The organism is Lactobacillus sp. (assembly GCF_051873315.1).
In the GTDB taxonomy this organism is placed as follows: Bacteria; Bacillota; Bacilli; order Lactobacillales; family Lactobacillaceae; genus Lactobacillus.
Map to the genome: position 1 here is coordinate 1 of NZ_JBJEES010000142.1, position 21,854 is coordinate 21,854.

General features: G+C 50.0%; 18 protein-coding genes. 15 read left to right on the plus strand and 3 right to left on the minus strand.

Going from position 1 to position 21,854, the window contains the following annotated elements; genetic code table 11:
- The first annotated feature begins 16 nt into the window (after nucleotides 1–16).
- The 4 genes from tuf (at nucleotide 17) to yihA (ending at nucleotide 4,716) form a co-directional block, all read left to right on the plus strand.
- Complete coding sequence (gene tuf / locus ACI32D_RS08790) at nucleotides 17–1,207, plus strand: elongation factor Tu (protein ID WP_300616111.1); 1,191 nt, start codon at nucleotides 17–19, stop codon at nucleotides 1,205–1,207.
- Between the two features lie 182 nt (nucleotides 1,208–1,389).
- Nucleotides 1,390–2,718 carry a trigger factor gene (tig, locus tag ACI32D_RS08795; protein WP_439776201.1) on the plus strand — a complete coding sequence of 443 codons (1,329 nt, stop codon included), beginning with the start codon at nucleotides 1,390–1,392 and terminating at the stop codon, nucleotides 2,716–2,718.
- A 152-nt stretch (nucleotides 2,719–2,870) separates the two neighbouring features.
- Nucleotides 2,871–4,124, plus strand: a complete 1,254-nt coding sequence (clpX, locus tag ACI32D_RS08800) for an ATP-dependent Clp protease ATP-binding subunit ClpX (RefSeq protein WP_300616115.1) — start codon at nucleotides 2,871–2,873, stop codon at nucleotides 4,122–4,124.
- A complete protein-coding gene (gene yihA, locus ACI32D_RS08805; protein ID WP_439776202.1) occupies nucleotides 4,114–4,716 on the plus strand; it encodes a ribosome biogenesis GTP-binding protein YihA/YsxC in 603 nt (200 codons plus the stop codon). Before clpX ends, yihA begins: the two co-directional genes overlap by 11 nt.
- A gap of 49 nt (nucleotides 4,717–4,765) precedes the next feature.
- On the opposite strand, the gene ACI32D_RS08810 is transcribed toward yihA, so the two are convergent.
- On the minus strand, nucleotides 4,766–6,373 hold the full coding sequence (locus ACI32D_RS08810) for an Mbeg1-like protein (protein ID WP_439776203.1): 1,608 nt from the start codon (nucleotides 6,371–6,373) through the stop codon (nucleotides 4,766–4,768).
- Between the two features lie 134 nt (nucleotides 6,374–6,507).
- Nucleotides 6,508–6,648 carry an SPJ_0845 family protein gene (locus ACI32D_RS08815; RefSeq protein ID WP_002879072.1) on the minus strand — a complete coding sequence of 47 codons (141 nt, stop codon included), beginning with the start codon at nucleotides 6,646–6,648 and terminating at the stop codon, nucleotides 6,508–6,510.
- Nucleotides 6,649–6,788: 140 nt separating this feature from the next.
- Here ACI32D_RS08815 and ACI32D_RS08820 point away from each other — a divergent pair, with 140 nt between their 5' ends.
- Nucleotides 6,789–7,451 carry a nitroreductase gene (locus ACI32D_RS08820; RefSeq protein WP_439776204.1) on the plus strand — a complete coding sequence of 221 codons (663 nt, stop codon included), beginning with the start codon at nucleotides 6,789–6,791 and terminating at the stop codon, nucleotides 7,449–7,451.
- Nucleotides 7,452–7,726: 275 nt separating this feature from the next.
- Nucleotides 7,727–9,376, plus strand: coding sequence for a peptide ABC transporter substrate-binding protein (locus ACI32D_RS08825; RefSeq protein WP_439776205.1), 1,650 nt, complete (start codon nucleotides 7,727–7,729; stop codon nucleotides 9,374–9,376).
- A 59-nt stretch (nucleotides 9,377–9,435) separates the two neighbouring features.
- Here ACI32D_RS08825 and ACI32D_RS08830 read toward each other — a convergent pair whose 3' ends face one another.
- Nucleotides 9,436–9,813: a hypothetical protein gene (locus ACI32D_RS08830; protein WP_439776215.1), complete on the minus strand. Its 378-nt coding sequence runs from the start codon at nucleotides 9,811–9,813 to the stop codon at nucleotides 9,436–9,438.
- Between the two features lie 241 nt (nucleotides 9,814–10,054).
- On the opposite strand from ACI32D_RS08830, the gene ACI32D_RS08835 reads away from it, so the two are divergent.
- The 9 genes from ACI32D_RS08835 (at nucleotide 10,055) to ACI32D_RS08875 (ending at nucleotide 21,564) form a co-directional block, all read left to right on the plus strand.
- Nucleotides 10,055–11,047, plus strand: coding sequence for a D-2-hydroxyacid dehydrogenase (locus ACI32D_RS08835; protein ID WP_439776206.1), 993 nt, complete (start codon nucleotides 10,055–10,057; stop codon nucleotides 11,045–11,047).
- A gap of 160 nt (nucleotides 11,048–11,207) precedes the next feature.
- Nucleotides 11,208–12,164, plus strand: a complete 957-nt coding sequence (locus ACI32D_RS08840) for a thymidylate synthase (protein WP_439776207.1) — start codon at nucleotides 11,208–11,210, stop codon at nucleotides 12,162–12,164.
- Nucleotides 12,165–12,177: 13 nt separating this feature from the next.
- Complete coding sequence (locus tag ACI32D_RS08845) at nucleotides 12,178–12,666, plus strand: dihydrofolate reductase (RefSeq protein WP_439776208.1); 489 nt, start codon at nucleotides 12,178–12,180, stop codon at nucleotides 12,664–12,666.
- 38 nt (nucleotides 12,667–12,704) lie between these two features.
- On the plus strand, nucleotides 12,705–15,113 hold the full coding sequence (locus ACI32D_RS08850) for an HAD-IC family P-type ATPase (protein WP_439776209.1): 2,409 nt from the start codon (nucleotides 12,705–12,707) through the stop codon (nucleotides 15,111–15,113).
- Between the two features lie 399 nt (nucleotides 15,114–15,512).
- Nucleotides 15,513–16,373 carry a MetQ/NlpA family ABC transporter substrate-binding protein gene (locus ACI32D_RS08855; RefSeq protein WP_439776210.1) on the plus strand — a complete coding sequence of 287 codons (861 nt, stop codon included), beginning with the start codon at nucleotides 15,513–15,515 and terminating at the stop codon, nucleotides 16,371–16,373.
- 36 nt (nucleotides 16,374–16,409) lie between these two features.
- Nucleotides 16,410–17,465 carry a methionine ABC transporter ATP-binding protein gene (locus tag ACI32D_RS08860; protein WP_439776211.1) on the plus strand — a complete coding sequence of 352 codons (1,056 nt, stop codon included), beginning with the start codon at nucleotides 16,410–16,412 and terminating at the stop codon, nucleotides 17,463–17,465.
- Nucleotides 17,462–18,175 carry a methionine ABC transporter permease gene (locus ACI32D_RS08865; RefSeq protein ID WP_439776212.1) on the plus strand — a complete coding sequence of 238 codons (714 nt, stop codon included), beginning with the start codon at nucleotides 17,462–17,464 and terminating at the stop codon, nucleotides 18,173–18,175. The genes ACI32D_RS08860 and ACI32D_RS08865 overlap by 4 nt, the downstream gene beginning before the upstream one ends.
- Before the next feature lie 163 nt (nucleotides 18,176–18,338).
- Nucleotides 18,339–19,736, plus strand: a complete 1,398-nt coding sequence (locus tag ACI32D_RS08870) for a flavocytochrome c (RefSeq protein ID WP_439776213.1) — start codon at nucleotides 18,339–18,341, stop codon at nucleotides 19,734–19,736.
- Nucleotides 19,737–19,914: 178 nt separating this feature from the next.
- Nucleotides 19,915–21,564 (plus strand): phosphoenolpyruvate carboxykinase (ATP), encoded by a 1,650-nt coding sequence (locus ACI32D_RS08875; RefSeq protein WP_439776214.1) that lies wholly within the window; start codon nucleotides 19,915–19,917, stop codon nucleotides 21,562–21,564.
- Nucleotides 21,565–21,854: the final 290 nt, after the last annotated feature.

A 21,854-nucleotide genomic window follows, 5' to 3' on the forward strand; every position in this document is an offset into this window, starting at 1 on the left:
CAGGAGGGTCATTTTAATGGCAGAAAAAGAACATTACGTTAGAACTAAGCCACACGTTAACATTGGTACTATTGGCCACGTTGACCACGGTAAGACTACTTTGACCGCAGCTATCACTACTGTGTTGGCTAAGAAGGGTTTGGCACAAGCTGAAGATTACTCACAAATCGACGCAGCTCCAGAAGAAAAGGAACGTGGTATCACTATCAACACTGCCCACGTTGAATACGAAACTGAAAAGCGCCACTACGCCCACATGGACGCCCCAGGCCACGCCGACTACATCAAGAACATGATCACTGGTGCCGCTCAAATGGACGGTGCTATCTTGGTTGTTGCCGCAACTGACGGTCCTATGCCACAAACTCGTGAACACATCTTGTTGGCTCGTCAGGTTGGTGTTAACTACATCGTAGTCTTCTTGAACAAGTGCGACTTGGTTGACGACCCAGAATTGATCGACTTGGTTGAAATGGAAGTAAGAGACTTGCTTTCAGAATACGGTTACCCAGGTGACGATGTTCCTGTAGTCCGTGGTTCAGCTCTTAAGGCTCTTGAAGGCGACGAAGAAGCTCAAAAGAAGATCGAAGAACTGATGGACGTTGTTGACGAATACATCCCAACTCCAGAACGTGAAACTGACAAGCCATTCTTGATGCCAGTTGAAGACGTCTTCACTATCACTGGTCGTGGTACTGTTGCTTCAGGCCGTATCGACCGTGGTACTGTTAAGGTTGGCGACAGCGTTGAAATCGTTGGTTTGGTAGAAAAGGTCTTGACTTCAGTTGTAACTGGTTTGGAAATGTTCCACAAGACTCTTGACTTGGGTGAAGCCGGCGACAACGTTGGTGTATTGCTCCGTGGTATCGACCGTGACCAAATCGTTCGTGGTCAAGTTTTGGCAGCTCCAGGCTCAATCAAGACCCACGAAACTTTCAAGGGTCAAGTCTACATCTTGAGCAAGGACGAAGGTGGCCGTCACACTCCATTCTTCTCAGACTACCGTCCACAATTCTACTTCCACACCACTGACATCACTGGTGAAATTGAATTGCCAGAAGGTACTGAAATGGTTATGCCTGGTGACAACACTGAATTCTCAGTTACTTTGATCAAGCCAGCCGCTATCGAAGTTGGTACTAAGTTCACTATCCGTGAAGGTGGTAGAACTGTTGGTGCCGGCCAAGTTACTGAAATTGACGACTAATTTTTAGTTTTTGAATTTTAGTTCTAACAGTGTAAAAAGGTGTTCTTCTCAGAAGAACGCCTTTTTTTATCCAAAAAAGCCCTATTTTGTAGTACTTTCATTGTTTTTTGACCGGCTTTAAGGTAAGATATTTAAGTATGCAAAGTAGCAAACTCAAAATAGACATTGGAGGTATTTGATTAATGTCTGCTAACTGGAAAACTACCGGTAAGACTACTGGTGAACTTTCTTTTGAAATCTCTCAAGATGAAATCAAGAAGAGCCTGGACAAGGCTTTTAACCGCGTAAAGAAGAGCTTGCGTGTACCTGGCTTCCGTAAGGGTCACGTTTCCCGTGTAATCTTCAACCAATACTACGGTGAAGAAGCTCTTTACGAAGACGCTTTGAACTTTGCTTTGCCAGAAGCTTACAGCGCTGCTGTTAAGGAAACTGGCATCAAGGCAGTTGGCCAACCTCAAATCGTTCCTGTATCAATGGACAAGAACAAGGCCTGGGAAATGAAGGCAATCGTAACGGTTGAACCAGAAGTTGAACTTGGCCAATACACTGAAATCGAAGTACCAAAGCAAAACACCCGCGTTTACCAAAAGGACATCGACGCTGAATTGACTAAGCGTCAAGAACAAAACGCTGAAATGGTTTTGAAGAACGACAAGGCTGAAAACGGCGACACTGTAACCATCGACTACGTTGGTACTGTTGACGGCGTTGAATTTGACGGCGGCTCAGCTCAAAACTACTCCCTGGAATTGGGCTCAAACACCTTCATCCCTGGCTTTGAAGACCAACTGGTTGGCCACGGCGCTGGCGAAGAAGTTGACGTTGTCGTAACCTTCCCAGAAGACTACGGCGCAAAGGACCTGGCTGGCAAGGAAGCTCACTTCGCAACCAAGATCCACGAAGTTAAGGCAAAGCAATTGCCAGAACTTGACGACGAATTTGCCAAGGACGTTGACGACTCAGTTGAAACTCTTGACGAATTGAAGGAAAAGATCAAGGCTGAACTGAAGTCTGAAAAGGAAGAAGCAGCCAAGGCAGCTATCCAAGAAGCAGCCATCACTACTGCAGTCAAGAACGCTACTGTTGAAGAAATTCCTGACGTGATGATTCAAGAAGACGTTGACAACCAACTCAACCAATACTTGGGCGACATGCAACGTCAAGGGATTGACCCACAAACTTACTTCAAGTTGACTAACACGACTGAAGACCAACTGCGCAGCCAATTGTCAGCAAACGCAGCTGAACGCGTTAAGACCAACCTTGTTCTGGAAGCAATCGTAGCCAAGGAAGGCTTCGAAGCAAGCAAGGAAGAAATCGACGCTGAAATCAAGGACCTGGCAGACAGCTACAACATGAGCGAAAAGGCAGTTCGCAACGCTTTGAGCGACGAAATGCTGGCTCACGATATCAACGTTCGCAAGGCAATGAACTTGATCACTGACAGCGCTAAGCAAGTAGCTAAGGCTAAGCTTGAAGAAGGCAGCGAAGACGAAGAAGAAGACAAGTAATCGCCTGTCAATAGCCTGAATTCCCCAGAAGTGGCACCTGCCCCTTTTGGGGTTTTCTTTTGCCAAGATGGAAGAAAAAATACAAGGCTAATTTCGCGCAAGTTGCCCGTATTTATGCTAATCTAGTCTTTAGCAAATAGAGGAGGGAATACATGGCTACTAAGTTTACAGATCCAGAAGAAGTGAAATGCTCATTCTGCGGCAAGTCTGCCAGCCAAGTAAAAAAAATGATTGCCGGCAACGGCGTATACATCTGCAACGAGGACATTGAACTCGCCAAGCGGATTATTGATGATGAGCTGCGTCTGGATTCACTGAAGGAGGCGCGCGAGCTTCCCAAGCCAATGCAAATTAAAGAAGAACTGGACCAGTACGTGATTGGCCAGGACCGGGCCAAGCGGGTTCTGTCCGTGGCGGTTTACAATCACTACAAGCGGATCAGTCAAATGGATGTTGATTCTTCAACTGAACTGCAAAAGTCTAACATTGCCTTGATCGGGCCAACTGGGTCAGGCAAGACCTACCTGGCGCAAACTCTGGCCAGGATTTTGAACGTACCGTTCGCGATCGCGGACGCGACTACTTTGACTGAAGCCGGCTACGTAGGGGAAGACGTCGAGAATATCCTGCTTAAGCTGCTGCAGAATGCTGACTACGACCTGGAGAGAGCCCAGCGGGGGATCATTTATATCGACGAAATCGACAAGATCTCCAAGAAATCAGAAAATGTGTCAATCACCCGGGACGTGTCTGGTGAAGGGGTTCAGCAGGCTCTTTTGAAGATCCTGGAAGGGACCATTGCTTCTATTCCGCCGCAGGGCGGCCGCAAGCACCCGCAGCAGGAAATGATCCGGATGGATACCACCAACATCCTCTTCATTGTCGGCGGGGCCTTTGACGGTATCGAAGAGATCGTCAAGAACCGGCTGGGCAAGAAGACCATCGGTTTCGGGGCAGAACAAGAATCCGGCAAGGTTGACGACGACAACTGGAACCGCTTCTTGACGACCGGTGACTTGGTCAAGTTTGGCTTGATCCCAGAATTCATCGGTCGGATTCCAATTATCACTACCTTGGACCGGCTGGATAGCGACGATTTGGTCCGGATCTTGACTGAACCAAAGAATGCCTTGATCAAGCAATACCAGAAGCTGCTCTCCCTTGACGGGGTTGACCTGGAATTTGAACCAGCTGCCGTCAAGCAGATTGCTGACCTGGCTATTGAACGGAAGATGGGGGCCAGAGGCCTTAGAACCATCATTGAAAATGCTATGATGGACATCATGTACCGGACGCCAAGCGAAAGCGACATCAGCAAGGTCATCATCACGCCGGAAACGATTACCGGGATGGGCGAGCCAAAGGTGATCCGCCGTGAACTGGAAGAGGTTGCCGATGATCATTAACCAATCAGAATTTGCCGTCAGCGCGGTTAAAGCCAGCCAGTACCCAGCAGGCGGCTTGGATGAAATCGCCCTGGCTGGCCGGTCAAACGTTGGTAAGTCCAGCTTGATCAACACCCTTTTGCAAAGAAAGAACCTGGCCCGGACCTCCTCGTCGCCGGGCAAGACCCAGACCTTGAACTTCTACCGGGTCGACAGCGACCAAGCTGACTTTTACCTGGTCGACGTGCCAGGCTACGGCTATGCCAAGGTTTCCAAGAAGCAGAGAGAAGAGTTCGGGGAAATGATCCAGGACTACCTGGAAACCCGGGCCTATCTCAAGGGCTTGATTTTGCTGATTGACGGCCGCCACGAACCGACTGCCGACGACATTGCCATGTATGACTATGCCCAGTATCTGGACCTGCCGGTATTAGTTGTGGCCACGAAGATGGACAAGATCAAGAAGAACGCCTTCAACAAGACTGAGGCGGCCTTCAGAAAGCACTTGAACTTGAACAAGGACAATGTGACCTTCCTGCCATTTTCATCAGTGACCAAGCTGAATGTTGACCAGGTCAAGAACTGGATTGCAGCCAGACTGGACGAAGAATAGCAGACAAAACAAAAATGCTCAAAGGATTATTCCTTTGAGCATTTTGCGTTTACCGGTGTTTTTTCGGCATTTGCGGCCGGTGGTTAAAGAGTTCGGCAATCAGCTTGAAGGCTCCGTAGATGATCAAGAGGATCCCGATCTCAATGATTGATTGGTGGTTGAAGTATTCTGGGTTGATGATGACGATGATCCCCAAGGCAAAAGAAATGATGGCTTCAGCCACGGTGATGATAGTTCTAAAGACCCCGGTCTGCTTGCGCAAAATAATCTTGCGGGTCCGGCCATAGGCATAGAAAAGCAGGAAGGCTCCCAGGAAGTAGTGGGCCAAAAAAACTAATAGCTGATTGCTCGATAAAAGCGCTACAGAGGCCGCGAACAAGACCAGGTAGGTGATCAAGAAGAAGCGCTTTTGCTGGGGCTTAAAGGCCGAAACAGAGACCGAGAGAATATGGTTGACGCTGAAGATAATCCCCCCGACCGCGGCCAAAATCCCGAAGGCCTTGAAGGCATAGTCTGGGGCCGTAAGACTGATGATGCCAAGCAGAACCAGGAGCCAGCCAGTCAGAGTATCCCGGCTGAAAAGGGCGGCCCCAATCTGCTGGTTCTTGATCAGCTGCCAGATTGAAGAGAAAAGGTTGCCTAAGATAAACTTAGTCCGCCTTGAAGAGTTGGTCACAGACAAAAGGATGGCTCCAAAGCCCCCAAAGCCGTTTTTAGCCAGCTGGTTGATCTTGCTGGATCCACTGGCCGCCAGGGCGTCAAAGAGGTCTTGGGTTAGGGCTTCCCGCTCTTCCAGGCTGGCTGATCCGATCCATTGGTTGATCAGCTGGTTGTAGACCCGGGACTCAGGATTGGGCCGCTTGCGGGTCACGAAATGGCTGCCCTTGATCTGCCAGGAATAAGTGTCATGTTGGGCGATGTTGCCATTGGTCGAATAGACGATGACTGGGTCGACCTCCCTGGGTTCAAACAGGCGGCCGATAATGGAAAAGTCGGGCACGTAGCGGCGGAGAACTCTTTTTAAAAAGTCCTCGTTATAGTCAACTCCGGCCTCACTGGCCAGACCTGGACTGTCAAAGGTGTAGACAGCCTTGATCCGGGCCCGGTAGTCCTCAGGCAGCTTCAAAGCAGCGTATTCAGCCAGGTTGCCTCCCTTGGAGTGGCCGCCCAGGATATAGTCTGCTGTGTCATCAGCCAGGAGGTCCTTGAGGTAGCGGGCGCCTAAGATCTGGGCTTTGGTTTCCTTAAAAGAAATTTCAAAGTCTTCCCGCCAGCCGACCAGGGTGTCGTCGGTCCCCCGGAAGGCCACGTAGTGGGTACCATCTTCAAGGACGATTTTTAAGGCACTGAACTGGCACTGGTCGGTCAAAACAGTGTTGGAGTGGGACAAGCGGGCATCCTTAAAGCGGTCGCCCTCGCTCATTAGGCGGAAGAGTTCCTGGTACTGGCTAGCGTCTATGCCGGTAAAGGAAGAGGCAAAGTATTTCTCGGCGATTTCGCGTACGGTAACTTCCTTATTGCCGGAAGGGATGTACTTTTCCAAGTTAAGATAAGAAAAAATTGCTAAAACTAAAGCGTCAATTTCGTTGAAAGGAGACTTCTCCAGTGGAATGTCGCCCCGCCATTCCAGGTAGGTCAGCAAGTTGCTGTTGTCCAAGATGCTCACATCCTTAAAGAAAAATAATTGCAAATGCTTACAAGTTAATTTTAGCCTAAATAGGGCAGAGGTGGGCAGATTTACGGGAAAATTTAGCGACTTTTATAAAATATAAAAAGCCGCCAACAAGCGGCTTACTTTGCCTCTTTGCCGGCAGCTTTGTCGTCTTCTTTTTCCTTGCCCTTGCCGGAAGCGGCTTTCTTAGGGTCAGGGATGCTGGCGAATTTGTCGAAGAGTTTGTCTAAGTCGTCTTGTCTTTTAAAGGTTAAACCCATTTGTCCATATCCTGCTTTCCATTGAAATAAAATATCTACTTTTGCCTCAATTATAGCGATTTTTTTGCTATTCAGTCAATTTTGAACTATACTTACAAAAAAGAAGTAAAAAAGTAAGCAGTATTAAGAGAGGTGCAAAAATGACTGATGCGATTGATGCAATTGAAAAGCGCCGCAGCACGCGCTATTTTGACCAAAGCAATGAGCCTAGCCGGGCAGACCTGGAAGAAGTAGTCCGCTTGGCTGGCCAGGCTCCGTCTTGGGTTGATTCCCAGCCCTGGCGGGTTTATTTAGCCATGGGGGAAACGGCCAAGAAGATCCATGCCCGCCACCTGGCTTTGGCTGAAGCGGGGACGGCTCCGTCCCCAGACTGGGAAACCTGGCACCGGGAAGACTGGGATCCTTATCCAAGGGAAAACATGCTCCGGCACAACCAAGCCAGCCAGGAATATTTGAACACGCCGGAATTGCTGGACCTCAGGACCAACATTTTGCAGAAAAATCTTTACTATGCCCCGGCAATTGCTTATTTGACCATTCCTAAGCACTCCAACCTCTGGTCAGTCTATGATCTGGGTGCTTTTGCCCAAACTCTGGCAATCGCTGCCAAGGCCAAAGGGATTGACACCATGCCGGCTTATGAACTGGTCAAGTACCCGGCCAGCGTACGGGAAATCATGGGGATCCCGGATGACCAGACTCTGGCCATGGGGATCGGCCTGGGCTATGCCAAAGATGAGTACGTCAACGGCTACCAGGCTCCCCGCCGGGATCTGGCTGTTTTTTTGACGGTTAAGGATTAAACTGAAAAACTTGCAAGAATGCGTTGACTTTTTGTAAGTGAATCTGTAAGATTAAATTAAATCAAATTGAGAAAGGAGCTAAATCATGTTTGCAATGCAAGAAAACCAAACTATGTGCGTTTGTTGTATGTCACTTATGTCATACGACCGTTTTGTGTTGCCTAATCTGGATTTAGCTCAGACCAAGTGATTTGCCTAGTAATTGTTAGCTTAGTGGCAAATGAAGCAGCTGTTTCCTTTAGGGAGCAGCTGCTTTTTTGTCTTAGGAGGAAAAAATGCAAAAGATCAAGAAATTCACCCTTGCCGCTGTCAGCGTCAGTGCCGCCTTCCTGCTGGCCGCTTGCGGCAGTCAGCAGAGCTCAAGCTCATCAAGTAAGGACAAGCAGGTCTTAAAGCTCAGCGCGACCGCTCCGCTGGATACCATTGACATCAGCAAGGCGACCGGTTATGGGCAGACGGGGAACGTTTTTGAAAGCTTCTACCGTTTGGGCAAAAACGGGCAGCCAGCCGCCGGCTTAGCCAAGTCCGGCACCGTGTCTAAGGACGGCAAGACCTGGACCTTCAAGCTGCGGTCAAACGCCAAGTGGTCAAACGGGGAAAAGATTACCGCCCAGGACTTCGTCTACTCCTGGCGGCGGACGATCAACCCAAAGACGGCCTCACCTTACGCCTATCTTTTCTCTGGCATCAAGAATGCTGATGAAATTATTGCCGGCAAGAAGGACCCGTCCAGCCTGGGCATCAAGGCTTTGAACCAGGAAACCGTGCAAGTCAAGCTCAACCGGCCAATTGCCTACTTCAAGGTCTTGATGGCTTATCCGCTTTTTGGGCCGCAAAACGAAAACTTCATCAAGAAGGCGGGCAAGAAGTATGCCACCAGTTCCAAGTACATGCTCTACTCTGGTCCCTTTAAAATCACTGGCTGGAAGGGGACCAATGACACCTGGTCTTTTGTCAAGAATAACCAATACTGGGACAAGCAGGCTGTTAAGCTGAGCAAGATCAGCTACCAGGTCGTTAAGACCACCAACACCGGCTACCAGCTCTACCAGCAGGGCAAGCTGGACCTCACTCCGCTGTCTAGTGAACAGGTCAAGCAGCTGAAGAAGAATAAGGACTTCAAGACTTACCCATACTCCTACGTTGCTTATTTGGCCTACAACTTCCAGGCTAAGGACGCGACAGTTAAGAAGGCTTTGAACAACAAGAACATCCGCCTGGCTTTGTCCCTGTCACTAGACCGGAAGATCTTGACCAGCAAGGTCTTCGGGGACGGGTCAAGCGTGCCGACTGGCTTCGTGGCTTCCGGCTTGGCCTATGACCCAGCCAACAAGGAAGACTTTGCCAAGGAGCAAAAGGTGGCTAATACCGTTGACTACAACGAGAAGCTGGCTGAAAAGTACTGGAAGGCTGGCTTGAAGGAATTGGGCTTGAAGAAATTGAACCTGACCTTGCTGGCTTCAAACGAAAGCACCAACGCCGACGCCTTGACCCAGTACCTGCAGTCCCAATGGACCAAGGTTTTGTCCGGCATCAGCGTGAAGGTCAGCTCTATCCCAAGCAAGAACGCCTACACCAAGGCTGCAAGCGGGGACTTTGACATCTACGTTTCCGGCTGGGGCGGGGACTTCAGCGACCCGATGACCTTCATGCAGATCCTGCAGAAGGGGACTAGCTACAACTACGGCAAGTGGAACAATGCTGAATACAACAGCTTGATCAATAAGGCTTTGACGACTGATGCCAACGATGTTAACAAGCGCTGGCAGGACCTGGTCAAGGCTGCTCAAGTGGCTAATGCCGACCAGGCAGTCAGCCCGATCTACCAGCAGACGACCGCCTACCTGCAAAACAGCAAGGTTAAGGGGATCATCCACAACAATGCTGGTACCCAGTGGAGCTACAAGTACGCTTACATCAAGTAATTGAGCAAGTAGCAAGTTAGATATGCAAACAAAAAAGCGAGACCAGTGGTCTCGCTTTTTTAATGCCGGCTAGCTCTGTGACTGGAATTAGCCTTAATTTTGTGGGGATGCCGTTTGAACTTGACCTGGCCGCCCTCTGGCAGGAAGCGGAAGTGGCGCATCTTGGCGTTAAAGGGGCGGCCGGAAAGTCGGATGGCGGTCCAGTCCTTCATCAGCTTGATCATCCGGTCTAATTCCTGGACTCTTTTGGCCTGGCCTTCTGCTTCAGCAGCCTGGTGGATGTCACCTTCCAGGCGTTCGATCAAATTCTGATGGTAGGCAAGAAGCTCGGAGGTTAAGGGTGCGCGGCGGTACTGGTTGAAGAGCTTTTGGATCAGTTCCATGGCTTCCAGACTGTCTTTGGGTTGAATGTAACGGGGATCGTTTTCTTCATTCATCATTTTCTACCTTTCTTTTGCTTTATACTTTTTCTCCATGTTTTCTTTTCAGTTTTTTCTGGCCTTTAGCTTAAAGATTACAGAAGTGTTAAAAAATGCGATAACTAAAAATCACTCTAGCAATCTTTTAATTTTTTTGCCATAATATAGAGAAAAGCATAAGGCTTTTACTTTAGGATACCAGAATCAGAAAAAACGAGAGCTTGTTTGGCAAAATTTGTCAATTATGAGGAGAAAAAAGATGAAGGCATACTTGTTCGGCATTACGCCGGTGGAAGAAGCTTTTTTAAAAGAGTGGCAGGACCAGCACCCAGACGATAAAATTTCTTATACCCACAGCCCCTTGACGGCAGATAACCTGGAAGAAGCCAAGGGCTTTGAGGCAGTTTCGACCCAGCAGGCAGAAGCCTTGACGGCCGCTGACCTTGAGACTTTGGCGCAAGGAGGAGTCAAGCACCTGGCCTTGCGGAAGGTGGGGGCGGACAATATCGACTTGGAAGCGGCCACGAAGTGCGGGATTACCGTCGCTAATGTGCCGGCTTATTCGCCGCGGGCAATCGCGGAAAATGGCTTGACCGGGGCCATGTACCTTCTGCGCAAGTGGGGCTACTATCACCGGAAGATGCGGCGGGGGGATTTTACCCGGCCAACGGAGCTGATGAGCGATGAGATTTTCAACCAGACGGTCGGCATCGTCGGCTTGGGCCGGATCGGAGCAGCAGCGGCGGAAATGTACCATGCCCTGGGGGCTAGAGTCATCGGCTATGACCCGGTTTACAATGCTTCTTTAGAGCCTTTTTTGGACTTCGTTGATTTTGAGACCTTGATCAAGGAAAGCGATATCGTTCAGCTGCACATCCCGCTGACTCCGGAAAACAAGGGCATGTTCAGCGCCAATGAATTTGCCAAGATGAAGGACGACGCGATCCTGGTCAACCAGTCAAGAGGTGAACTGGTCGATACCGCGGCCTTAATTGTGGCCTTGAAATATCATGAAATCGGCGGGGCTGCCCTGGACGTTTTGGAAGGGGAAGAAAAAATCTTCGGCCGCAAGTTTGAGGACGTGGGTTCTTTGCCGGAAGAGTACACGGAGCTGATCAACCTGCCGAATGTGGTCATGTCCCCGCACTCAGCCTACTATACCAAGATGGCGGTCAAGAACATGTTCTTCCAGAGCATGACTGATATCGAGCGGACCCTGTCCGGGAAAAAGGCCTTTTTCAAGGTTAATTAGCTAAAAAGCGAAAAAAGAAGAACAATGACAAGCCCTGGCAGGCCAATCCTGCTGGGGCTTTTTCCATCTGTTAAGCTTTTTGTAAAGATTAACACCTGCTAAAAAATTCTGTTAGACTAAAGGTGAAGTGAAGTAAAAAGTTTTTGCAAAGGACAAGGAAATGGCAAATCAAGATCAAGCATATTTAGACTTACTGAAAAAGATCATGACCGAAGGCAATGACAAAAATGACCGGACTGGGACAGGCACCAGAAGCCTCTTTGGGGCCCAAATGCGCTTTGACTTAAGCCAGGGCTTCCCGGTCTTGACGACCAAGCGGGTGCCTTTTGGCTTGATCAAGAGCGAGCTTTTGTGGTTCTTGCGGGGAGATACCAATATCCGCTTCTTGCTTGAACATAAAAACCACATTTGGGACGAATGGGCCTTTAAGAACTGGGTGACCAGCCCGGAATACCAGGGCCCGGACATGACTGACTTTGGCCTCAGGAGTCAAAAGGACCCGGAATTTAAGGCAGTCTATGATGAAGAAATGCAGAAATTCTGCCAGCGGATTCTGGATGATGAAGCTTTTGCTCAAAAATACGGCAACCTGGGCGACGTCTACGGGGCCCAGTGGCGGCACTGGGGCAAGCGGGATGGCGGCTTTATCGACCAGATCGCGAACGTGATTGAGCAGATCAAGACCAATCCCGACTCCCGCCGCTTGATTGTAACGGCCTGGAACCCGGAAGACGTTCCTTCCAGCGCCCTGCCGCCTTGCCATGTCCTTTTCCAGTTTTATGTGGCTGACGGCAAGCTCAGCCTGCAGCTTTACCAACGCTCAGGTGACATGTTCTTAGGCGTGCCATTTAACATCGCCAGCTACTCTTTGCTTTTATCGTTGATTGCTCGGGAAACCGGCCTGGAAGTGGGTGAGTTCGTCCACACTATCGGGGATGCCCACATTTACAAGAACCACTTTGCCCAGGTTGAAGAGCAGCTGAAAAGAACGCCATTTGACGCGCCAACTTTGTGGCTGAACCCAGAGAAGAAAAAAGTAGCAGATTTTGAAATGGCCGATATCAAATTGGTCAACTACCAGCATGGGTCCACGATCAAGGCCCCGGTTGCCGTTTAGAAAGGGTGGAAAAATGCTTAGCTATGTTTGGGCACAAGATGAAAAAGGCGCCATCGGCTACAAGGGCCGCCTGCCCTGGCACCTGCCCGCTGATTTGGCCCACTTTAAGGAAAAGACCATGGGCCATCCCATGCTGATGGGGAGAAAGACTTTTGAATCCTTGCCTGGCCTGTTGCCAGGCCGGGAGCATGTTGTACTTTCCAGCAGAAAATTGGACCTGCCAGCTGGAGTTTTGCAGCTGAAAAGCGAAGAAGAAGTTTTCAGCTGGCTGAAGGAGCAGGCCGGGGAAGTCTGCGTCATTGGCGGCTCCAGCCTCTTTGCCCTGCTGGCTGACCAGGTTGACAAGCTGGAAGTGACCCGGATTAAGGGGACTTTTCCAGCTGACACCTACATGCCGGACCTTGCCTGGGCGGCTTTTGCCCTGGTAAATACAGAAGCCCACCAGGCTGATGGCAAGAACAAGTATGATTATGTCTTTGAGACCTACCTGCGCAAAAAATAGCAGGGAGGGCAAGTTGTGAAAAGTGAGATGTGAGTGATATGAAAACAAATTTGCAGACGGGGCTGACCGAGGAGGAGGTCGAACAGAAAAAAGCGGCCGGCAAGGTCAACACCGCCATTGATGATGAGTTCAAGACCAACCGGCAGATCATCGTTGAAAACACCTTTACCTACTTCAACTTGATCTTCCTGGTTTTGACCATCCTGCTTTTAATTGCCGGTGATATTCGTGACTTGACTTTTTTGCCAGTGATCATCTTGAACACGATCGTCGGGATCGTCCAGGAAATCCGGGCAAAATCCGTTTTAAGCAAGCTGCAGGTCTTAAACCAGACCAAAGTTTTGGCGCTCAGAGGCGGAAAAAGGCGGCAGGTGCCAATTGATCAGCTGGTTGAAGGGGACCTGGTCCTCTTGAAAGCCGGTGACCAGATCCCGGCCGATGCCAAGGTGGTCGACGGCAGCGTCCGGGTCAATGAATCGCTCTTGACCGGGGAAAGCGACGAAATTGCCAAGGAGGTTGGCGATGAGCTTTTGTCCGGTTCTTTCGTCGTTTCCGGTGAAGTCATGGCTCAGCTGGTCAAGGTGGGCAGCCAGTCTTACATCGCCAAATTGACGGCGGAAGCCAAAGCCATGGGCGGCGGAGAAGAGTCAAAGATGATCCGGGCCATCAACCGTTTGATCAAGTGGGTCGGCATCATCATTATTCCAATGGGGGTAGCCCTTTTTGCCCAGGCCTACTTCCTCAACCACCGGTCTTTTGCTGAATCGATCAGTTCGATGGAGGCGGCCATTATCGGCATGATCCCGGAAGGACTTTATCTTTTAACGACGGTTGCCCTGGCCCTGGCTGCCATGCGCCTGGCCAGAAACCAGGTCATGCTGCACGATATGAAGAGCGTGGAAACCCTGGCCCGGGTCAATGTTCTCTGCGTTGACAAGACGGGGACGATCACTGAGCCAAAAATGGCGGTGGAAAAAGTCGTCCCGGCAAAAAATTACCCGGGAAATGATTTGGAAGATCGGCTTGCTGCCTACGTTTCCAACATGCCTGTCGATAATATCACCGCTGAAGCCTTGAGCCAGAAGTTTGGCCAGGACCAGCCCTTGGTCAATGCCAAAAGGGTAATTCCTTTTACTTCAGTCAACAAGTACAGCGGGGCGGTTTTTGCCGGCTACACTCTGCTTTTGGGGGCACCGGAAATGATCCTGCGCTCTCAGCTGAAAGCCTGCCAGGAAGAGTTTGCCCGTTACCCAGAAGAAGGCTACCGGGTCCTGGCTTTTGCCAAGTATCCAGCTGAACTGGCGGATGAAAAGGAAGCCTTGACCCAGGAGGTCGAAGTTCTGGGCTACGTACTTTTGTCCAACCCGATCCGGAAAGAGGCCAAGGAGACTTTTGAATATTTTGCCAAGCAAGGGGTGGAAATCAAAGTCATTTCCGGGGATAATCCGGTGACCGTTTCCCGGGTGGCCGGCCAGGCCGGGATTGCCGGGGCGGAAAAATACATCGATGCTCAGACGATCAAGCCGGGTGAATACGAGCAGGCTATGGCTGAATACAATGTCTTTGGCCGGGTCAAGCCGGAGCAAAAAAAGGAATTCGTCCAGGCCCTGCAGAGGATCGGTAAGACTGTGGCCATGACCGGAGACGGGGTCAATGACATCCTGGCCATGAAGGAAGCCGACTGCAGCATTGCCATGGCTTCAGGCAACAGCGCTGCTGTCCAGGCCTCCCAGGTGGTTTTGCTGGACTCCAATTTTGCCAAGATGCCCCAGGTGGTCAATGAGGGCCGGCAGGTGGTCAACAATATTGAACGTTCAGCTGGCCTCTTTTTGGTTAAAAACATCTTCTCCTTGCTGATGGCGGTCTTTTCCTTGATCTTGACGATTAACTACCCAATCAAGCCGGCACAGATCACCTTGATCTCCAGCTTTACGATCGGCCTGCCATCCTTCCTTTTGGCTCTGGAAAAGAACCATTCCCGGATCCGGGGCAATTTCACGGTCAACATTCTGACCAAGTCAATACCTGGCGGGATTACCGACTGGCTGGCCGTCAGCATTCTTGTCTTGACCAACAAGTTTACCAATATTGGGGACAATGAAGTCGCGACCGCGTCAACTGCCCTCCTGGTCTTGGTGGGCTTGATGGTCCTCTTCTGGATCTCACGGCCGCTCAACAAGTACAAGCTGGGCGTTTTGGCCCTGTCAGTGGTCTGCATCATCTTGTCGATCATCTTTATTCCTGGCTTCTTCAAGCTGAGTCCGCTCTCTGGCCGGGCCATCTTCACGGTCGTCGTCCTCTTCTTTGCCGGCATGACCCTCTTCAGAATCATGTCGCGGATCTGCGATGGGATCAAAGAAGTCAGCAACGTCCTGACGGAGAAGGGGAAAGATGCCAAGCTGCGGGATCTTTTGGCCGCTTATGGCAAGGACCGGAATGAGCTTTAACATTTTTTTAGAAAAAGGCTTGACTTACTTAAAAAATAATGATAAATTTAGAGCATCAAGTTAAGAAAAGTTATCTCGAAAAGCAGAGTAGTCGGGTGACGATCCTTTACAGAGAGGCGGCAGATGGTGAAAGCCGCCAGGAGAGTTCCGGTGAACATGGGCTTGGAATGATATGCCGCGGTGATATTTAGCCGCTGCCGGGGTTGCTCTCGTTAAACAAGCAAGCTGTTTCTGCTTTAGTTTGGAGACAGCTGGTGAGATTTATTACGCAAGTAATGAATGAACTAAAGGTGGTATCACGAGCGCTCGTCCTTTATCAAGGACGGGCGCTTTTTCTTTTCTGTTCGAATTTGACTGCCGCTGATCGGGATTGCTGCTGTGTTTCTGGAGGTATTAATCATGAGAAAAAAGAAACAAAGAAACATTATTATTGCTGTTGTGGCCGTTGTAGTTGTGGCTGTTATCGCCTTCTTCTCCTTTGGCAAGAAGGGCGGTCAGCAAAGCGCTAAAACTGAAACGGTGACCGTCGGGACTGTTGGGGCAACCAAGGCTGAACGGGCTATCTGGAAGAGCGTGGCTGCCACGGCCAAGAAGAAGTATGGTATTATTGTCAAGACCAAGAACTTCTCTGACTACAACCAGCCAAACAGCGCCTTGAAGTCAGGGGACCTGGACCTTAACGCTTTCCAGCACTACAACTTCTTGAACAACTGGAACAAGGCCAATAAGAGCAACTTGGTAGCTATCGGCAAGACCTACATTGCTCCAATCCGTCTTTACTCACTTAAGTACAAGTCATTGAAGGCTCTGCCAAAGGGTGCTACGATCGCTGTTCCAAACGACGCGACCAACGAAGCCCGGGCTCTCTTGGTTCTGAAGAACGCCGGCCTGATCACTCTGAAGGGAACCAGCGCAACTAAGCTTTACACTGTTGCTGACATCAAGAGCAACCCGAAGAACTTCAAGATCAAGGAAGTTGCTACTGAACAAGCTGCCAGAGTTTTGAAGTCAGTTGACGCTGCTGTTGTCAACAACGACTACGCCAACCCAGCCGGCCTGGGCGACAAGCAAACCATCTACGTTGAACCAATCAACAAGGACTCATACCAATGGATCAACATCATCGTTGCCCGCAAGAAGGACAAGAACAAGAAGGCTTACAAGGAAGTCGTTAAGGCTTACCAGACTGAAAAGACCAAGCAGCTGTACAAGAAGTACTACGGCAGCAAGCAAGTTGCAGCTTGGGATGCCAAGTTCTAAGATTTTTAACTTAACCTAGAAAGAAGCTTTGATCATATGAGCATTATTCAACTGGACCACGTCAGTGTGACTTTTAAGCGGAAAAAGGCTGCCGATGTGCAAGCCGTGCAGGACGTGACTCTGCACGTCGAAAAAGGCGACATCTACGGGATCGTCGGTTTTTCCGGGGCCGGGAAGTCCACCCTGGTCAGAACCATCAACCTTTTGCAAAAGCCAACGGCCGGAGACGTCGTGGTTGAGGGTGTCGACTTTGTCAAAGACGGCAAGCAGGTGATCAGCGGCAAGGACCTGCAGGCCCGCCGCCGGAAGATCGGGATGATTTTCCAGCAGTTCAACCTGCTGAATGAAACAACAGTCATTGAAAACATTGCCTTTGCCCTCAAGCACTCAGACCTCTCTGACGATGAGCTGGAAGAAAAATGCCACAAGCTTCTGAAGCTGGTTGACCTGGAAGACAAGGCCAATGCCTATCCAGCCCAGCTCTCCGGCGGCCAGCAGCAGCGGGTGGCGATTGCCCGCGCTTTGGCCAATGATCCGGAAATCCTTTTGTCAGACGAAGCAACCAGTGCCTTGGACCCGCAGACGACCATCCAGATCCTGGACCTTTTGAAGAAACTGAACCGGGAACTGGGCTTGACCATCGTTTTGATCACCCACGAAATGGACGCGGTTAAGAAGATCGCCAACAAGGTGGCAGTTATGGAAAATGGCCGGGTCGTGGAAAACGGCAACTTACGGGATGTCTTCCTTCAGCCAAAGGCTGAACTGACCCAGAAGTTCGTCGGTGGCTCTTTGGCCGTAGTTGACACCTTGAAGAGCTTGAACATCAGCCTGGCTGAAAATGAAGCCCTCTACCAGCTGGTCTACAGCTTGAACAACGTGGCCAAGTCGATTATCATCGAGCTCTACCGGGAAGTCGGCGTGGAAGCATCGATGCTTTACGGCAACGTGGAAGTTTTGGCGGACGAACCGGTCGGGACTTTGCTGGTCACGGTCAAGGGGGATGCTGAAAAGCAGAAGGCAACCTTGAAGTTCTTAAACGACGAGGGTGTCACGGTAACGGAATTAGACGAAAGAGGTAACCGCTTATGATTAATGGTTTGGTACACTGGATCGCGCAGACCTTTCCAAATATTTACAACTTGGGCTGGAGTGGGGACACCGGCTGGGGCACCTCAATTCTGCAGATCATCTACATGACCTTCTGGCCGTCTATCTTCGGCGGAGTTCTGGGCCTCTTCTTCGGGGTCGTTCTGGTTCTGACCGAGCCAGGCGGGATCCTGGAAAACAAGTTCTGGTTCAACTTCTGCGACAAGCTGATCTCCGTTCTGCGGGCCATTCCATTCATTATTCTTTTGGCCTTCATTTCACCTTTGACCCGCTTGATCGTGGGGACGGAAATCGGGGACACGGCTGCTCTGGTGCCACTGACTTTGGGGATCTTCCCATTTTATGCCCGCCAGGTGCAAGTCGCTCTGGAAAGCCTGGACCCGGGCAAGGTTGAAGCAGCCCAGAGCCTGGGCGCAAGCAACTGGGACATTATTTTTGACGTCTACCTCAAGGAAACGCGGTCAGAAATCATCCGGGTATCGACTGTTTCCATCATCAGTCTGATCGGCTTGACCGCTATGGCCGGGGCCGTTGGGGCCGGTGGTCTGGGTACGACCGCTATCCAATACGGCTACCGCGACTTCGCCAACGACGTGACCTTCCTGGCCACTCTCCTGGTCGTAATCATGATCTTCATCGTGCAAGTGGTCGGCGACTTCCTGGCCAAGAAGCTGAACCACCAGCACCGGTAAGTATTTTTTGAAAGAATCTTCTCATTGCAGGAGATTCTTTTCTTTTTGGCAAAGTTAGAAGCAAATTGACATTTTTAAAAAATAGCCTTTTCAATTTTAAAAAGTTAAAAAATGGTTTATAATGTGGAGGTAAGTAATAAATAATTTGAGTAGAGGAACTATCATGGCAAAATACGAATTTAAGTCCACTCCAATCGATTTAGTCAACCCAAGCTACGACCTGGTAGTCATCGGGGCCGGCGGTACCGGTTTGTCTGCTGCCTTGCAGGCACATGAACTTGGCGCCAGCGTGGCTGTTTTCGAAAAGAACGAAGTTTTGGGCGGTAACACCAGCAAGGCTTCATCTGGGATGAACGCGGCTGAATCCCTGGTTCAATACAAGCACGGCATTATCGACAACAAGGCTGACTTCTACCAAGAAACCCTTAAGGGCGGCGGCAACTTGAACGATGAAGCAATGCTGACCTACTTCGTTGACCACGCTGCTCTGGCAATTGACTGGCTGAAGCAATACGGCGTTGAGCTGGATGACTTGACTATTACCGGGGGGATGAGCAAGAAGCGGGCTCACCGGCCAGCATCTATGGCGCCAGTTGGCGGCTACTTGATTACCGGCCTGTTGAAGAGCATTGAAGCAGCCCGGATTCCAGTCTTCAACAAGACTAAGGTTGTTAAGCTTTTGCAAGACGAAAAAGGCAAGGTAACTGGCATTGATGTCGTTGGTCCAGATGGCCGCCGGCAAATCGGTGCTAAGGCTGTTATTTTGGCAACCGGTGGTTTCGGCGCTTCCAAGGAAATCATCAAGAAGTACCGGCCAGACCTGGAAGGCTACAAGACGACCAACCAAGCTGGTGCAACTGGTGACGGCTTGATCTTGGGTGAAGAAGCCGGCGCGGAACTGGTGCAAATGGACTTTATCCAAGTTCACCCAACTGCCCAAACTGATGGTGAAAAGACCTTCTTGATCGGGGAAGCTGTCCGGGGCGAAGGCGCTATTTTGGTCAACAAGGCTGGCCAGCGCTTCATCAATGAACTGGACACCCGGAAGGTTGTTTCAGCAGCCATCACTGGCTTGAATGAAGACGGTGCCTACCTCATCTTTGACCAAGGCGTCCGCGACCACGTTAAGGCAGTTGAATTCTACGACCACATCGGCTTGGTAGAACACGGCGCTACTTTGGAAGAACTGGCCGGCAAGATCGGCGTTGACGCAGCTGGCCTTGAAGCAACTGTTGCCAGCTGGAACGAAGCAGTTAAGAGCCAAGACGACCAAGCCTTTGGCCGGACTACCGGGATGGACCGCGACATCTCTGTTGCGCCATACTTTGCTATTCACATTCACCCAGCTATCCACTACACGATGGGCGGTTTGCACATCAACCCTGAAACTCAAGTTTTGGGCAAGGACGACAAGGTTATCGAAGGCCTTTACGCGGCTGGTGAAGTTTCCGGGGGCCTGCACGGCAACAACCGGATTGGCGGCAACTCAGTTGCTGAAACTGTAGTCTTTGGCCGGCAAGCTGGTATCCAGGCAAGCAAGTTCGTGCGCGGCGAAAACTAAGCTGAAAAAGAACAGACTAAAATAGAATACTATCTTAGACAGCAGCTCTCAGGCTGCTGTCTTTTTTTACCAAGAATTAGCAAATTAAAGTTCACTCCTTCACATACCTGTGTTATGATAAAGGAAAACGGTTGAAACCGCTTTATGATAAATGATGTGATGATGAAAGGAAGAGATTATGAGCACTAGAGAACGTTTTAAGCAGAGTGAACTGGTCAAGGCTAATAAGAAGTTCAGCCGGGTACGGGCGACTATTGAATCAGCATTTTACGGCAATAATGTTTATGAAGTCAAGAGTGTAGCTGAGGCATATGAACTGGCTAAAAGACAGCCAGGGGTGATTGAGACAGATCTGCCGATCCTGCACACCAGTGATTTGGGTCTGCCGGTCGGGGCCAAGCAATTGGTTTACAACCACGGCAAGGTCTTGGGCCGGACGGCGTCAGCTCGGCACTTTGTTGATGACCCAGATGAGGACGCGGCTGCATTAACTAATTGTCTGTATGAGGACATCTATGCGGGTCATGAGCAAAAGTATTTAAAGGCGACGGTCCTGGTTGGGCTGGATCCTTCATTTACCTTAAAGGCCCACTTGATGCTGCCGGAAGATCAGGCTTTTAACCTGCTCAGTTACGTGCTCAACTTCCAATTTTTTGATGAAAAAGCGGCTGAGATGTATGAGCAGTCCAAGCTTTATGATGAAGGGGACCTCTACTTCTACTTTGACCCGAATGTAACGGATCCAGCTTACCCGGACGGACTGGCAATTTTTGACGCTCCGCATAACTGCGCCGCGGTGTTTGGCCTCCGCTATTTTGGGGAGCTGAAGAAGGGGACCTTGACTTTAGCCTGGGCCCTGGCCCACCGGCACGGCTATGCCGCCTGCCACGGAGGCGAGCAGGCCTTCCACTTTGAAGACAAGGAGGACAAAGTTTTCGCCTTTTACGGTTTATCAGGTTCGGGCAAATCAACCTTGACTCATGCTGATCATGATGGCAAGTACGACATCACGGTTTTGCACGACGATGCTTTCATTATCTCAAGAGAAGACGGCAGCTCAGTAGCTTTGGAGCCCGCTTACTTTGACAAGACCCACGACTATCCGGCTGGTCACCACGAGACCAAGTACTACACCGCCGTAATGAACTGCGCGGTTACTCTGAATGAAGAAGGGCGGAAGGTATTAGTCACTGAAGACCTCCGAAACAATAACGGCCGGGTCATCAAGAGCCGGTATACTTCAGCCAATCGGGTCGATGTGGAAGAAAATCCAATCACAGCCCTCTTCTGGATCATGAAGGACAACTCTTTGCCGCCTGTATTAAAGGTGACGGATCCGGTTTTGGCCACGACGCTGGGCTTGACTTTAGCGACCAAGCGGACTTCGGCAGAGAACCTGCCAAAGGGTTTTGACATGAACACCTTGGTCATTGAACCTTTTGCTGACCCCTTCAGAGCTTACCCGGTAGCTGGCGACTATGGTGACTTCAAGGAGCTTTTCACCAAGCGCGGAGCTGAATGCTATGTTTTAAACACGGATGCTTTTTGCGGGAAAAATATTCCTAAGGAACTGACCCTGGAGATCATTGAAAAGCTGGTGGATGATACTGACCAGTGGGAAGCTTTTGGCGATTTTGCCGGTGTCAGCTACATGCCGCTTGCTGACTATCAGGTTGACTTAGATTCAGCTGACTACAAGCAAAGCCTCCGGGCCCGGATGCAGGACCGGCTGGACTGGCTGAATGCTTATAACGGCGAGCATCCGAAGACGCCGCTGCCAGAAGAAGCCAAGGAATGCTTGGAAAAAATCGTGGCGGAACTAAAGTAAGCTGCCTATCTCTTACCTTTTGACTATTTAACAGACCTCCGGGTCTGTTTTTTCTTTTACAAAAGAAAAATAAAAAAATCTTGTCATTTTCGCTAGTGAAAATAGCAATATTCCGAACTATTGTGCCTTTAACAAATGATCCACGCCCAAAAGTCAAAACAAAAGGAAGAGGATGCAAGTTAAAAAATGTTACAACACCGCCGGGTGCACCAATCATAAAACGAATGAAAAAGCAAATTTGACCTTTCAAAAATAACGAGTATACTAATATTTGTTGCCGCGTGAGACAG